The sequence below is a fragment of the Mesorhizobium sp. P160187 genome, from assembly GCF_057766425.1.
Genome location: NZ_JBYMDX010000004.1, coordinates 978,124 through 991,232 on the forward strand (window position 1 = coordinate 978,124; position 13,109 = coordinate 991,232).

13 protein-coding genes are annotated in these 13,109 nt (G+C 62.8%); 5 read left to right on the forward strand and 8 right to left on the reverse strand.

Annotation, left to right across the window (positions count from 1 at the left end; translation table 11 throughout):
* Positions 1-171 precede the first annotated feature (171 nt).
* Together AC3CCE_RS21790 and AC3CCE_RS21795 are read left to right on the forward strand one after the other, a co-directional pair.
* On the forward strand, positions 172-339 hold the full coding sequence (locus AC3CCE_RS21790) for a hypothetical protein (protein ID WP_196813564.1): 168 nt from the start codon (positions 172-174) through the stop codon (positions 337-339).
* A 251-nt stretch (positions 340-590) separates the two neighbouring features.
* Positions 591-1,556, forward strand: a complete 966-nt coding sequence (locus AC3CCE_RS21795; protein ID WP_023688109.1) for an alpha/beta hydrolase — start codon at positions 591-593, stop codon at positions 1,554-1,556.
* Between the two features lie 124 nt (positions 1,557-1,680).
* Here the strand turns inward: AC3CCE_RS21795 and AC3CCE_RS21800 are convergent, their stop codons facing one another.
* On the reverse strand, positions 1,681-2,580 hold the full coding sequence (locus tag AC3CCE_RS21800; RefSeq protein ID WP_023670389.1) for a LysR substrate-binding domain-containing protein: 900 nt from the start codon (positions 2,578-2,580) through the stop codon (positions 1,681-1,683).
* Positions 2,581-2,782: 202 nt separating this feature from the next.
* Between AC3CCE_RS21800 and AC3CCE_RS21805 the strand changes: the two genes are divergently transcribed.
* The 3 genes from AC3CCE_RS21805 (at position 2,783) to AC3CCE_RS21815 (ending at position 4,754) form a co-directional block, all read left to right on the forward strand.
* The gene (locus tag AC3CCE_RS21805; RefSeq protein ID WP_023681786.1) at positions 2,783-2,968 is read left to right on the forward strand and encodes a hypothetical protein; all 186 of its coding nucleotides are present in this window, start codon (positions 2,783-2,785) and stop codon (positions 2,966-2,968) included.
* Between the two features lie 363 nt (positions 2,969-3,331).
* Positions 3,332-3,466, forward strand: coding sequence for a hypothetical protein (locus AC3CCE_RS21810; protein WP_023681787.1), 135 nt, complete (start codon positions 3,332-3,334; stop codon positions 3,464-3,466).
* Between the two features lie 349 nt (positions 3,467-3,815).
* The gene (locus tag AC3CCE_RS21815; RefSeq protein WP_348524244.1) at positions 3,816-4,754 is read left to right on the forward strand and encodes a GlxA family transcriptional regulator; all 939 of its coding nucleotides are present in this window, start codon (positions 3,816-3,818) and stop codon (positions 4,752-4,754) included.
* Positions 4,755-4,767: 13 nt separating this feature from the next.
* Here AC3CCE_RS21815 and AC3CCE_RS21820 read toward each other — a convergent pair whose 3' ends face one another.
* From AC3CCE_RS21820 to AC3CCE_RS21850, 7 genes are all read right to left on the reverse strand, one after another.
* On the reverse strand, positions 4,768-5,565 hold the full coding sequence (locus AC3CCE_RS21820) for an ABC transporter ATP-binding protein (protein WP_023696446.1): 798 nt from the start codon (positions 5,563-5,565) through the stop codon (positions 4,768-4,770).
* Positions 5,562-6,335 (reverse strand): ABC transporter permease, encoded by a 774-nt coding sequence (locus tag AC3CCE_RS21825; RefSeq protein WP_023688107.1) that lies wholly within the window; start codon positions 6,333-6,335, stop codon positions 5,562-5,564. The genes AC3CCE_RS21820 and AC3CCE_RS21825 overlap by 4 nt, the downstream gene beginning before the upstream one ends.
* Positions 6,336-6,426: 91 nt before the next feature.
* Positions 6,427-7,377, reverse strand: a complete 951-nt coding sequence (locus AC3CCE_RS21830) for an ABC transporter substrate-binding protein (RefSeq protein WP_023688106.1) — start codon at positions 7,375-7,377, stop codon at positions 6,427-6,429.
* 99 nt (positions 7,378-7,476) lie between these two features.
* Positions 7,477-8,322, reverse strand: a complete 846-nt coding sequence (locus AC3CCE_RS21835) for a DUF1194 domain-containing protein (protein ID WP_352625898.1) — start codon at positions 8,320-8,322, stop codon at positions 7,477-7,479.
* Between the two features lie 91 nt (positions 8,323-8,413).
* A complete protein-coding gene (locus AC3CCE_RS21840) occupies positions 8,414-10,975 on the reverse strand; it encodes a GcvT family protein (protein WP_352625897.1) in 2,562 nt (853 codons plus the stop codon).
* A gap of 154 nt (positions 10,976-11,129) precedes the next feature.
* Complete coding sequence (locus AC3CCE_RS21845) at positions 11,130-11,885, reverse strand: FkbM family methyltransferase (protein WP_352625896.1); 756 nt, start codon at positions 11,883-11,885, stop codon at positions 11,130-11,132.
* Positions 11,882-13,108, reverse strand: a complete 1,227-nt coding sequence (locus AC3CCE_RS21850; RefSeq protein ID WP_352625895.1) for a hypothetical protein — start codon at positions 13,106-13,108, stop codon at positions 11,882-11,884. The genes AC3CCE_RS21845 and AC3CCE_RS21850 overlap by 4 nt, the downstream gene beginning before the upstream one ends.
* Between the last annotated feature and the right edge of the window lies 1 nt (position 13,109).

The window sequence follows — 13,109 nt, forward strand, 5'->3', positions numbered from 1 at the left end:
CCGCCAATTCGCCCAATTTCATTTGTATGCAAATGTTTCCAGATCGCACCGATCTGGAAACCGAAACGCTGTTTTGGCGCAATCCGTCCGATACAGACGTGAAGCATTTAACGGACATCGAATGGCGGACCGGACTATTCCGCCGCCACAACGCTCCAAAGGAGAATAGAGATGTTCGAGACCCTGGGCCGTTTTCGTGCGGCCATGAAGAATGCACAGGCCGTGCGCGCCATGAACAACCTGCCACCCGAAATCCAGAAGGACATCGGCTGGCCCGTGTCGCCGCGCATCGACGCCCAGACCAACCTGTCGCGTCTGATCCTGGGCTCGGGCCGCTGATGACCTTCGCCGACAAGTGCAAATTGCTGACCAAGCGCCGGGGCCGCCGCATGGTCCCGGCTGCGACCGACGTCAAGCTGCGCGCCGCGCTGCTGCCCCGGCGCTGAGCCGCGCTGCGCAAAACAGCGGACCTGGCTGATCAAACAACCGTGTTGGCTTGGGCCAGAATCTTGACATTTCGGCTGGAGGTACGATCTTCGAGACAGTGGGGGAATTCTCTTAGTCGGCTGCGGCCGAGCTTGTGTACGCGAATGCCCAGTTTCAAAAGCCACCTCGTTTCCTTCATCCTCCGGCACAGCCGCAAGAAGGCATTTGCCAGCCCGGAAAACCTGCAGCGCTGGATCGCCTATGCCCGCAAGACCGAGGATCATCATCCCCCGGCATTGCTGCGGGAGCAGCTCGATATCACCGAGCGCAGCGTCGATGGCTTCCCTGTCTATGAAATCGCGCCGAAGGCCGGCGAACGCAGGCGCATCCTCTACATGCATGGCGGCGCCTATGTCTTCCAGATCACATCCTATCATTGGGGGTTGATCGCCGAGGTGGCCGAGCGCTTGGGTTTCGGCATCACCGTGCCGATCTATCCCATCGCGCCGGAGCATGATTTCCACGCCATGTTCGGCATGGTCGGCGACGTCTACCGGCAGATGCTGGATGAGACCGACGCTGAAGACATCGTCTTCATGGGCGATTCCGCGGGCGGCAACATGGCCGTCGTGCTGACCATGATGGCGGCTGAGGAAGGCCTGCCCTTGCCGTCGCGCCACGTGCTGATTTCACCCGGCCTCGACATGTCGCTGTCCAACCCCGAAGTGTTCGAGGCGGAACGCAACGATCCGTGGCTCGGCATTTCCGGCGGGCTGGAAGCGATCCGCATGTACAGTGCCGGCATCGATCGCAGGGACTGGCATATCAGTCCGCTCTATGGCGACCTCTCGGTGCTGCCGCAGACCCTGCTTCTGACCGGCTCGCACGACCTGCTCAGCCCCGACAATCTGATCTTCGCCAAAAAGGCACGCGCTGCCGGCGTCGATATCGACGTCGTCTATGAGGAAGGCATGTTCCACGTCTGGCCGCTGATCGAGATGCCGGAGGCGCGTCGCGCCAGGGACAGCATCGTCGCCTTCCTTGAAGGTGAGCCCACCAAGCGGCGCGCAACTGCGCGGCGCACGGCGCGACCCGCTCTCGCGGCGCGCCCCGCCCAAGCAGCGGAATAGCAGAGCAATTCCAGGAAAAGTGTAAAACGGTTTTCCCGGGAAAGCGTGTAGCGCTTTCCCTTGGGAATTGAGTCAAAACAAGGAGTTAGAGCGGCTCGCCGTTTCCGTGAAACGGTGAACCGCTCTAGAACTTGCCGGTTTCGCGGAAAAGCTCGAACGTCGCACGGATATGGTCGGCGACGGCCTTGACCGGCGCGCTGGCGTCCGGCGACACCACCATCGCCAGATTGTAGGTGCCGATATCGGGCATGCCGTCCTTCGGGCAAAGCTCGACCATGTCGTTGCCCAGGAACGACTTCGGCAACGGTGCAACCGCGAGATCCGACATGATGGCGGCGCGCTGGCCTGCCGTGTGGGCGCTCATATAGGCGATGCGGTAATTGCGGCCTTCACGGCTCAGCGCATCGAGCGCGCCGGCCCGCCAGGCGCAGCCCTCTTCCCACAGCGACACCGGCAAAGGCTCGCGCAGATGCGCGCTGCCGCCCTTGGCGCCGGCCCAGACGATCGGCTCGGTGAGCAGCACCTCGGCGCCGAGTGCGCTGGTCTTGTAGGAATTGGTCAGCAGCGTGATGTCGAGCGCCCGGTCGTCCATGCGGCGGCGCAGATTGCTGCTCTGGTCGATGGTGACGTCGACGGCAATCGACGGATGCGACTGCGCGAAACGCTTCAGCACATGCGGCAACACGCGCTCGCCATAGTCGTCCGGCGAGCCGAGCCGCACCACGCCGACGATCTCGGGGATGATGAACTTCGACACCACCTCGCGGTTGATCGACAACAGCCGGCGGGCATAACCGAGCAGCATCTCGCCATCCGTGGTCAGCGTCACCGAGCGCGCATCCCGCGCGAAAACAGAGCGCCCGAGAATGTCCTCGAGCTTCTTGATCTGCATGGAGACCGCCGACGGCGTGCGGAACACCGCATTGGCCGCCGTGGTGAAACTGCCGGTCTCTGCAATGGCCACGAAGGTGCGCAAAACGTCGAGATCGAGCAGCGGCAGCGGATGATTGAGTGGGGCGTTCATCGGGATCGACCTTCAATTTTTCTGATGTGAAGCATCATTCCATTTCGTTTGATTGAACATCAGATTGGGAGGATAGTCAACTCCATCGAACGCAGGACGTGCCATGGCTCCAACGCTCCTGACACGGAATTGCACTCGATGCGGAATATCCAGGCGACGGAACGCGTTCATGCGGGACGTGCCACAACCAAAGGAGAATGAAATGTCTATCCTGTCATCCATCGGTCGGCTTGCGACCGAATTGAGCGCGGCCCGCGCCCGCTTCCAGACCGAACGTGCGATCCGCTCGCTGCCGATCGAACTGCAGAAGGATATCGGCTGGCCTGAAGCTGCCGACACCAAGACCGGTGCACGCCACGGCGTCGGATCCTGGGCTGGAGCAAAGTAAACCATTGTGTACCTTGTGCTGAAGGCCTGCCGCGCAGACCAGCCCGGCAGGCCTTCTCTATTGGCCCTGCAGGCTTTCTCCAACTTATTTGCACTCAAATGATTTTCAGAGCCGTGTCGCCGCTGCATGGCGCATATGCGTCACTTGCATGGCGCCTCAATGTCGCCGGTAACACACTGTAAGTAATCGTAAATTTTGGGCACCATGCCCAATAATGTCGCAAACGATGTCGCATTTCCATTCAAGCGCTTCGCATTTGCGATTTAGTTTCTGCTCACGCAGGCCTATATCACCGTCAGCAAACGAGCTGCCCCACTCCATCAAGCGAAGGCGACCCGTCTGAGCAACCGATAGGAGATGATGATGAAGCTTTTTGCCCGCCTCTTTGCCCGCCGCGAAATGAACCTGACGACCGCTCTCGAGCGCCAGCGCCTTGCCAATACCATGCCCGGCCAGACCGGTGCCATGAATGCGGTGCGCCTCGGTTTCGTTGCCTGAGATAACGGCTAGCGCTCAGCGCTTCCCTGCCGCTGCCGATAGTCGATAACAGCGCCGCTTCGGCTTGACCGAAGCGGCGTTTCTCATTTTTGGCACCTATGCCGCCGCCACCATGCCCAATCCGTCGGCAGCCCGTGCCTGTCATCCCGGACGATTGCTCATTTGCGACCCATGTCGCAAATATAGTTTCCGCTTAGCCCCCTAGCCGATTGACAGGAATGGTTTTTCCTGATGTCGCTGTGCTGTTCGCGACATCCTGTTCGCGCCATGGCCGCGTGAGGTTCCCTTGAACGCCGTAAAGCATCCGATCAAGCGATCGTTTGTATTCTTCCTTGTCCCGGACTTCACCATGATCGCCTTTGCGACGGCGCTCGACCCGCTGCGCTCGGCCAACCGCATGCTCGGCTATGAGGCCTATCGCTGGCGCCTCGCCAGCATCGACGGCAAGCCGGTGCGCGCCTCCAACGGCGTCGAATGCGCCGTCAACACCTCGCTCGAGGAAGAGCGCAAGAAAATGGCCGGGCCGGATCGGCCGAACATGGCCATCGTCTGCAGCGGCATGAATGTCGAGCGCTACCAGAATAGGTCGGCCTTCGCCTGGCTGCGCGAGGAATACAACAGAGGCGTCGCCGTCGGCGGCCTGTGCACCGGCGCGCATATCCTTGCCGCCGCCGGCCTGCTCTCCAACAAGCGCTGCGCCATCCATTGGGAAAACCTGCCGGGCTTTTCCGAGGCCTTTCCCAAGGCCAACGTCTTTGCCGACCTCTTCGAGATCGACCAGAACATCTACACCTGCGCCGGCGGCACCGCCGCCCTCGACATGATGCTCAAGCTGATCGGCGACGATTTCGACGACAATCTGGTCAACCGCGTGTGCGAGCAGGTGCTGACCGACCGCGTGCGCAGCCCCACCGACCGCCAGCGCCTGCCGCTGCGCGCCCGCCTCGGCGTGCAGAATTCCAAGGTGCTGACCATCATCGAACTGATGGAAGGCAATCTCTCCGAACCGCTGTCGCTGATCGAGATCGCCGACCATGTCGACCTGTCGCGCCGCCAGATCGAGCGCCTGTTCCGCACCGAGATGGGCAGATCCCCTGCCCGCTACTACTTGGAAATCCGCCTCGACCGCGCCCGGCACCTGCTGATCCAGTCCTCGATGCCGGTGGTCGAGGTAGCGGTCGCCTGCGGCTTCGTCTCGGCGTCGCATTTCTCCAAATGCTACCGCGAACTCTATGCCCGCTCGCCGCAGCAGGAGCGCGTCGACCGCAAGCAATTGCTGGCGGCCTGATCCGAAAACGCACTCAGGCTTCGGCGGGCTGCGCCTGTACTGTGCGCATCGCCTCGACGCGGATATCCTCGGTCAGCCGCGCCTTGAGCGCCGAGAACTCCCGGCTGGTCTTCAGCGTATAGTGACGCGGATGCGGCAGGTCGATGGCGACATCCGACTTGATGCGGCCTGGCCGCGCGCTCATCACGATCACCCGCGAAGCCATGAAGATCGCCTCCTCGATGTCGTGGGTGACGAACAGCACTGTCTTCTTGCGCCGCTCCCAGATGCCGAGCAGCAGTTCCTGCATCAGTCCGCGCGTCTGGTTGTCGAGCGCACCGAACGGCTCGTCCAGCAACAGGATTTCGGGGTCGTTGGCCAGCGCCCGGGCGATCGCCGTGCGCTGCTGCATGCCGCCGGACAGCTGCTTTGGCCAATGGTTCTCGAAGCCCTTGAGCCCGACGAGGTCGACATAGGAAGCGACGATCCCGTCTCGCTCCTTTTCGGCCATGCCACGTTCGCGCAGTCCGAAGGCGATATTCTGCGCCACCGTTAGCCACGGAAACAGCGTGTAGGACTGGAACACCATGCCGCGATCCGGTCCCGGCCGCGTCACCGCCTTGCCGTCGAGCAGCACACGGCCTTCGCTCGGCGCTTCCAGGCCGGCAACGATCCTGAGCAGCGTCGACTTCCCGCAGCCGGACGGCCCCAGAATGGTGATGAAGTCGTTGGCCGCGACCGCAAGGTCGACCGGCATCAGCGCCTTGACCGGCTGCCCGCCGCGCACGCCGGCGAAGGTTCGCGAGACGCCTTCGATAAGCAACTTGCTCATGCCAGGCTCCAGGGAAAGAGCCAGCGATTGAACGCCTTGAAGGCGAAGTCGGACAACAGTCCGATCAGCCCGATGACGATGATGCCGAAGATGATCTGCCCTGTCGCCAGCCGCGACTGGCTGTTGATGATCATGTAGCCGATGCCTGAGGACGAACCGATCAGCTCGGCGACGATGACATAGGTCCAAGCCCAGCCGAGCACCAGCCGCAGCGTCTCGGCAATCTCGGGCGCATTGGCCGGCATGATGACCCGTTTGACGATGCCGCTGTTGGTCGAACCCAGCGTATAGGCCGCCTCGACCAGGTCGCGCCGCGTCGAGCCCACCTTGACCGCGACGATCAGGATGATCTGGAACACCGAGCCGACGAAGATGACCAGCAGCTTTTCCAGCTCGCCAATGCCGGCCCACAGGATGAGCAGCGGAATGAAGGCCGAAGCCGGGAGGTAGCGGGCGAAGGAGACGAACGGCTCCAGAAACGCCTCTATTGGTTTCCAGGCGCCCATGGCGATGCCGATCGGCACGGCGACGATCGACGCCAGCAGGAACCCGCCGAAGACCCGCCAGATGGTGATCAATATGTCGAGCCAGAAGCGGTCCTCGACCAGCAGCCGCCAACCATCCCGCAGCATCGACAGCGGGTCGGCGAGGAAGATGCGGTTGACGTGGCCGCCAAGCGTGATCCACGCCCAGAAGGCGACGAACAGCACGAAGAAGGAAATGCCAAGCACGGTTCGAATGCCCGGCGACACCGGATGCAAGGGGCGCATCTTCAGATCGTCCGCATCGTCAAATCATCACTTGTCCAGGAGAGAGCGGCGGCCCTAGGCGCCGCCGCACAATGGTCAAAGGCGAGGCCTGTCAGTTCGCCACCGCGCTGGTGTCGGCCAGCGTGGCAACGTCTGGCGCTTCCTTGATCAACCCCATCTGCAGCAGAAGCTCGCCGGCGGTCTTGGAAAAGTCCTGGAATTCCTTGGTGAAGAACTGCTTGTTCTCCGCCTTGTCGGCCCATTTCAGGTATTTCGCCGAATCCTCGAATTCTTTCGCAGACTGCTTCACGTCGGCGCCCATGATCTCGTAGGATCTCTGCGGATCGCTCTTGATCAGGTCGAGCGCTTCGAAATAGCTGTCGGCCAGCGCCTTGGCGGCGTCGGGATTGGCGGTGAGGAATTCAGGCGTGCAGCCGACCGTGTCGAGCACCATCGGGTAGTCGAGCGTGGTCGCCAATATGTGGCCCTGATCGGACTTGTCGCGCACCGCCGAGATGAACGGCTCATAGGTGACCGCCGCATCGTTCTGGCCGGCGAGGAAGGCTTGCGCCGCCGCATCCGGTTCCAGGTTGACGACGGTCACATCCTTGGTCGACAGGCCGTTCTTGTTCAGCACCCAGGCCAGCATGAAATAGGGCGACGTGCCCGGCGCCGAGGACGCGACATTCTTGCCCTTGAGGTCGGCGACGGTCTTGATGTCGTTGCGCACGACAATGCCGTCGGCGCCATAGGATTTGTCGAGCTGGAAGATCTGCTTGGTGGTCACCCCTGAGGCGTTCCACACCAGCCAGGTCTCGACCGTGGTGGCGGCGCATTGCAGATCGCCGCTGGCGATGGCGAGCGGCCGGCTGGCCTGCGGCACCTTCTTCAGGGTCACGTCGAGGCCATGCTTCTCGAAGATGCCGGCCTGCTTGGCGAGCGTCAGCGGCGCAAAGCCGGTCCATCCGCTGATGCCGATGGTGACCGATGTGGCAGCCTCGGCCGGCACGGATATTGCAGCCGCAAGCGCCAATACCGCGGCAGCGACGATGGTCTTGTTCATGTCGGTTCCCCTTGTTTTTTCGGATGCCGAATTGTGTCACAGACGCCCATGGGCTTGTCAATGAAACCGGCCCTTCACGGCAGCGTGATGATGCGAACGCTAACGCGCATCGAACATCCAGCTGCGGTCGCGCCACATCTTTTCGCCGACCTGGCAGTCGGTCGGCCGGTCCTGCGCCAGCACCACCGGCGGATGCCCGGCCTCCTCGCGCGCCCGTTGCGGCGAAGCGGCGCCGGCCAGCTCCAGCACCAGCTTGCGGCGGATGGCTTCGGGAAACTGCGTCCAGTCATTGACCGGGATCATGAAGGATCCGGGACCGCCGATGACGCAGTCGCTGTAGTAGCGGTCGAGATTGTTGACGTCATAGGCGCCGCCGAACCCGCCGCGCGTCATCAGCGGCAGGCCGTTGATGATGATGCCTTGCTTGACCACCGCGTCGCGGGTGATGTCGACGGGCGCGCCCTGGTTGTTGGGCCCGTCGCCGGAAATATCGATGACGCGCTTTGTCCCCTGAAAGCCGCTTTCGGCGAACAGATCGCTGCCGAATTCCAGCGCGCCGGAAATCGAGGTGCGCCGGGCGCTGGCCGGCGGATGGGCGGAAAGCTGCGCGGCCACCCGCTCGGCATCGACCCGGCTGGCGATCACCGTCCACGGCACGACGACCTGCTGCGTGGTCGCTCCGGCCCATTCGACATAGGTGACGGCGACCTTGCCATAGGCGCCGTCGGCGATGGCCTGCAGAACATTGTCGTGCGTCAGCGCAGCAGCATAGCCGTGACGCTGGATTTCAAGTTCGCCCGGCGACATCGACAGCGACACGTCGACGGCCAGCACCAGCTCGACGTCGACCGGCTCGGCGGCTTGAACCGGCGGCACAAGCCAGAGCACCAGCGCCAGTGCGGCGCTGCCTGAAAACAAATGTCGTGCGCAAGAAAATGCAGACATGCCCGAAGGTAAGCGAAAATCGGCTGCTGACAAAGCGAAAAGCCCGGCGAGGTGCCGGGCTTTTCGATGTGTTGGTTGGAACCTATGACGCTCAACTCCGCGGTTTCAAATTCTCCGGATCGTAGAGCGGCTTGTAGCCGACGGCAGCCACCTCGACCGGGTAGGTCTCGCCGAAATATTCGATGGCAAACTTGCGGCCCTCCTGGGCGTGGGCCCAGGGCAGATAGGCGAGGCCGATGTTCTTGCCGATGGTCGGGCCATAGGCCATCGACGTGGTGAAGGAGCGGCGGCCGAGTTCGTCGACAAGGGTTTCGCCGGTCTTCGGATCCATCACCGGCATGGTGCCGACGGGATAGCGGGCAACACCCTTCGAATCGACGTTTTCCGTCATCACCAGCGTGCACAGGATCGCCGGCTGGTGTTCGCGGGCGCGGTATTCGACATGTTTGGCCTTGCCGCAGAAGTCGTTCTCCTTGACCTTCGGTCGGGCAAGGTCGGCCTCGAGCAGATTATACTCGGTCAGAAGGTCGGCGTTCTGCAGGCGCAGGCTCTTTTCCATGCGCCGGGTGTTGGCATAGGTCTCGACGCCGAACGGCATGACCCCGGTCGAGCGCAGCGCGTCCCAAACGGCCAGGCCGTCCTCGTAGCGCATGTGCAGTTCCCAGCCCTGCTCGCCGACATAAGAGATGCGGAAGGCGGTGACGTCCTTGCCGCCGATCCTGACCGGCTTGATCGCCGCGAACGGGAAGTTCTCGAGCGAGAGACCATCCGGATTTTCGACCACTTTCTGCAGCGTCGCCCGCGCGTTCGGTCCCCAGATGCCGATGGTGACATATTTTTCCGTCACGTCGGTGATGGTGACGTCAAAGCCTTTGTCCTGCGCGGTGCGCTGCATGTAGCGGAAGTCGCGCGGGCCGGCGTCGGCGCCGTCGATCAGGCGGCAGCGGTCGGCCATGCGGATGACGGTGAAGTCGGCGCGCACCATGCCTTCCTCGTCGAGGAAGTGGGTGTAGATACCCTTGCCGATGTTGTTGTCGCCACCAATCTTGGCCGCGCACAGCCACTCCAGCAGCGCGACATGATCCGGCCCTTCGATGTCGTACATCGAGAAATGCGAGAGGTTGACGATGCCGCAATCCTCGCTCATCGCCAGGTGCTCGGCATTGGACACCCGCCAGAAATGGCGATTGTCCCACTCGTTCTCACGTATGGGAACCCGGTTGCCATACTTCTCCAGCAGATGCTCGTTGGCGGCATAGCCATGCGCGCGCTCCCAACCGCCCAGCTCCATGAAGTAACCGCCAAGCTCCTTCTCGCGCTCCCAGAATGGCGAGCGGCGGATGTTGCGGCCTTTGGAGAACGGCTCGCGCGGATGCACCGCCGGATTGTAGACCTTCATCGCCGTCTCGGTGCAGCGATCCCAGATGAACTGCTCTTTCGTCTGGTGCGGATAGAAGCGCGCATAGTCGATGGCGTGATGGTCGATTTCCGTGCGGCCGTCCGTCATCCAGTCGGCGATCAGCTTGCCCATGCCGGGGCCGTCCTTGACCCAGATGGCGACGGCGTACCAGAGGCCCCTCACCTTCTGGCTCTCGCCCATGGACGGGCCGCCATCGGCGGTCACCTGCAACAGGCCGTTGAAGGAATGGCTTTCATTGTAGCCGAGTTCGCCCAGGATCGGCGTCAGCTCCATGGCGCGCTCAAGCGGCGCCAGGATCTGCTCCATGTCGAGATCGCGCTGCGACGGTGACAGCCGCGCCTGATCCTTTTCCAGCAAATCGCGCGGATGGCAGAGGCGCGGATTGGTCTCTTCGTAATAACCCCATTCGATCTGGCCGCCTTCGGCGGTCTTGGGATCGCCGGTGTCGCGCATATAGGCCGAATTGCCTTGGTCGCGCAGCAGCGGCCAGCCGATCTCCTTGCCGGTGCCGGCGAATTGATTGTAAGGCCCGAAGAAGGTCAACGGATGGTCGATCGGCATGACCGGCAGGTCTTCGCCGACCATTTCGGCGATCAGCCGGCCCCAGATGCCGGCGCAGACGATGACATAGTCGGCCATGATCGTGCCGCGGTCGGTGACCACGCCCTTGATGCGGCCCTCCTCGACAATGAGGGATTTGGCCGGCGTGTTGGCGAAGGACTTCAACTTGCCCGACGCTTCCGCCTGATCGACCAGCTTGCCGGCGACGGTCTGCGAACGCGGGATGACCAGGCCGGCATCGGGATCCCAAAGGCCACCCTGCACCATGGACTCTTCGATCAGCGGAAATTTTTCCTTGATCTCGGCCGGCTCGATCAGCCGGGCGCGGGTGCCGAAGGATTTGGCCGAGGCGATCTTGCGCTTGATCTCGTCCATGCGGCTGTCGTCACCGACGCGCGCCACCTCGAGGCCGCCGATACGCGCATAATGGCCCATCTTTTCGTAGAAATCGATGGAGTAGAGCGTTGTCCAGCAGGACAGGAAATCATGGCTGGTGGTATAGCAGAAGTCCGAGGCATGCGCCGTCGAGCCGATATCGGTCGGGATGCCCGACTTGTCGATGCCGACAATGTCGGTCCAGCCGCGTTCGATCAGATGATGGGCGATCGAGGCGCCGACAATGCCACCCAGGCCGACGATGACGACCTTCGCCTGTTTCGGAAACTCTGCCATTGCCCGCGACTCCAAGGGATAAAGCGGGCGTGTCCGCGCCCGTTCGAATGGCGCACAATATGCAGAGGACGTGGATGGAGCTACCGCCTGTTTGCGACACGTCGCAGATGCGACGCGACCCGGCGCGCCGGCGTGCCGCCAGTGGCGATCTATCTCAGGCGAAGGCCCAGATGTCCTCGGCCTGGAAGCCGACCTGGTAGCCTGATGTCTTGAGCTTGACCACGACCTCGCCGATTTCAGCCGCCGGCAGCGCGCCGACCTCGACCTTGATCATGCCGGGGCGGTAACGCTTGAGATCCAGCTGTTCGAAGACGATCCAGTCGGCGCCCTCGCAATCGACCAGGAAGGCGTCGATATGCGTGATGCCGTTGCGGTCGAGCAGTGTCTGCAACGTCTCCGACGGCACTTCGATGTCCCTGAGATGCGGCGCGAACTTGTTGAAATTGACGTCGGCCTCGCCCCAGGCATTTTTGCCCGACATCAGATTGGTGTCGGTGACCGACGAGCAGCCGATGAACTCGATCGGCAGCGTGCCGGCCTCGAGTGCCGCGGCATCGAAAGTGTGGACGGTGATCGTGCCTTTGGTTTTTGTCACCGCGACCGGTTCGACGACGAAGCGTTCCGTGTCGGGATAGTTGGCGCGCAACCGCTTCTGATTGTACGGGATCGGCTCGACCAGCACGGCCCGCGCCCGCGGAATGCGGTGCAGCCACGGCGTGGCGTCGTCGAACAGCGCGCCGTCGCAAGCGCCGACATTGACCATTTGGAAGGCTTGCCCACCGCCAAACCGCGCCTTCAGCGCCGCCTTGGCCAGGAATTTCGTGCCACGCAACGCCGGCCCGCGATCGAGCAGACCGGCAGGCAGGCCGAGTGAAAGGGCGATGCGCGCCAGCCCGGAAATGGAACTCATGGCTTATCTCCAGGTATGGCGATGGGCCGCCTTCCATTCAGGCTTGCCGACGCCCACAGCGCCATGACCGGGCCGACGAGCAAAAGGTAGGGCGGCAGAAGGTTCGGGAAGTAGATGCGAGTGTCGTGGATCGGAAAGACGGTGAATTTCGCCAGCACGCCAAGCACCAGTGCTGCAAGCAGGATGCCGGCGCGACGATCGAGCCGGAAGCCGGCGCGGCCGAGCGCAAACCACGCGGCCAGCGCCAGAACCGAGACCCCGACCCAGCTGTTGATGCTGATGGCGCGAATGAAGGATGCGGCAAACGCCTTGAGATAGGCGCCAACCGAGAACGGCGGCTCGAAGCCATCCATATTGTAGTGCTGCTCGATGCTGGAGAACCACAGATGCGGCCACCAGCCGGGATGTTGGGCCCAGTGCGAAATCGCGAAATAGGCGACGAAGGACGCGGCAAAGCCGGCCAGCGCGCCCCACGCCCGCTGCCGGAAGACCAGCAGCAGCACGGCGAAAATGGCTAGGAACACGATGTTGTCCGGCCGCGCCATGAAGGCCAGGAAAAGCAGGACAGCGGTCGCTGCCTCGCGGCCGCGCACATAGGCAAGCAGCCCGCCTAGGAACAGCGCCGAGCACAACAGATCCGGGGTCGAGGCGCGCGCCGCGTCGCCGAAATCGGCCATGATCAGCACCGCGCCGGCCACCGGCGCCAGCGCCAGCACGCCTTCGGTTCGCAACCAGAGCAGCGTGATCATCCCGAACAGCAGCACCGAGACCACCTGCAGCACCCGCATCGCCTCGACCGGCGACATCACCGAACTCATCGTCGACAGCATCTCGGCATAGAGAAACTTGATCCGGTACATGCCAAGCAGCGAGTGAAAGTCGGCGGCATGTTGCGCCATATGGCTGCGGAAACCGCCGCCATCGTCGGTCAGCGCCTTGTAGTCGGCGGCCGACACGCCGGCCTGGACCGTGCTGTAGGCATAGTCATGCAATGCCTGCGCATCGGGATAAGCGCCCTCCTCGGCGATGGCGAGATAGGGCAGCATGTCCCAATTGGCGTCGGGCATCGTCAAGGCCATGAACGCCGTCAGCAGGATATAGAGCGAAAACGCGATCGCGCCGACCGGAGCCGCCCATCGCGCATAAGTCCCCTCGCCCCACGCGAGAGCGGCCGCAGTCAGCCGGTCGAGTGTGTTTTGCGGGGCGGGAGACTTGCTCAGCATT

What these genes read in the sequence shown, in the direction of transcription:
- AC3CCE_RS21830 (WP_023688106.1), bottom strand. Translation starts at nt 7,377, where the DNA reads ATGAACAAGACCATCGTCGCTGCCGCGGTATTGGCGCTTGCGGCTGCA.
- AC3CCE_RS21820 (WP_023696446.1), bottom strand. Translation starts at nt 5,565, where the DNA reads ATGAGCAAGTTGCTTATCGAAGGCGTCTCGCGAACCTTCGCCGGCGTG.
- AC3CCE_RS21810 (WP_023681787.1), top strand. Translation starts at nt 3,332, where the DNA reads ATGAAGCTTTTTGCCCGCCTCTTTGCCCGCCGCGAAATGAACCTGACG.
- AC3CCE_RS21850 (WP_352625895.1), bottom strand. Translation starts at nt 13,108, where the DNA reads ATGCTGAGCAAGTCTCCCGCCCCGCAAAACACACTCGACCGGCTGACT.
- AC3CCE_RS21790 (WP_196813564.1), top strand. Translation starts at nt 172, where the DNA reads ATGTTCGAGACCCTGGGCCGTTTTCGTGCGGCCATGAAGAATGCACAG.
- AC3CCE_RS21815 (WP_348524244.1), top strand. Translation starts at nt 3,816, where the DNA reads ATGATCGCCTTTGCGACGGCGCTCGACCCGCTGCGCTCGGCCAACCGC.
- AC3CCE_RS21825 (WP_023688107.1), bottom strand. Translation starts at nt 6,335, where the DNA reads ATGCGCCCCTTGCATCCGGTGTCGCCGGGCATTCGAACCGTGCTTGGC.
- AC3CCE_RS21795 (WP_023688109.1), top strand. Translation starts at nt 591, where the DNA reads ATGCCCAGTTTCAAAAGCCACCTCGTTTCCTTCATCCTCCGGCACAGC.
- AC3CCE_RS21805 (WP_023681786.1), top strand. Translation starts at nt 2,783, where the DNA reads ATGTCTATCCTGTCATCCATCGGTCGGCTTGCGACCGAATTGAGCGCG.
- AC3CCE_RS21840 (WP_352625897.1), bottom strand. Translation starts at nt 10,975, where the DNA reads ATGGCAGAGTTTCCGAAACAGGCGAAGGTCGTCATCGTCGGCCTGGGT.
- AC3CCE_RS21800 (WP_023670389.1), bottom strand. Translation starts at nt 2,580, where the DNA reads ATGAACGCCCCACTCAATCATCCGCTGCCGCTGCTCGATCTCGACGTT.
- AC3CCE_RS21835 (WP_352625898.1), bottom strand. Translation starts at nt 8,322, where the DNA reads ATGTCTGCATTTTCTTGCGCACGACATTTGTTTTCAGGCAGCGCCGCA.
- AC3CCE_RS21845 (WP_352625896.1), bottom strand. Translation starts at nt 11,885, where the DNA reads ATGAGTTCCATTTCCGGGCTGGCGCGCATCGCCCTTTCACTCGGCCTG.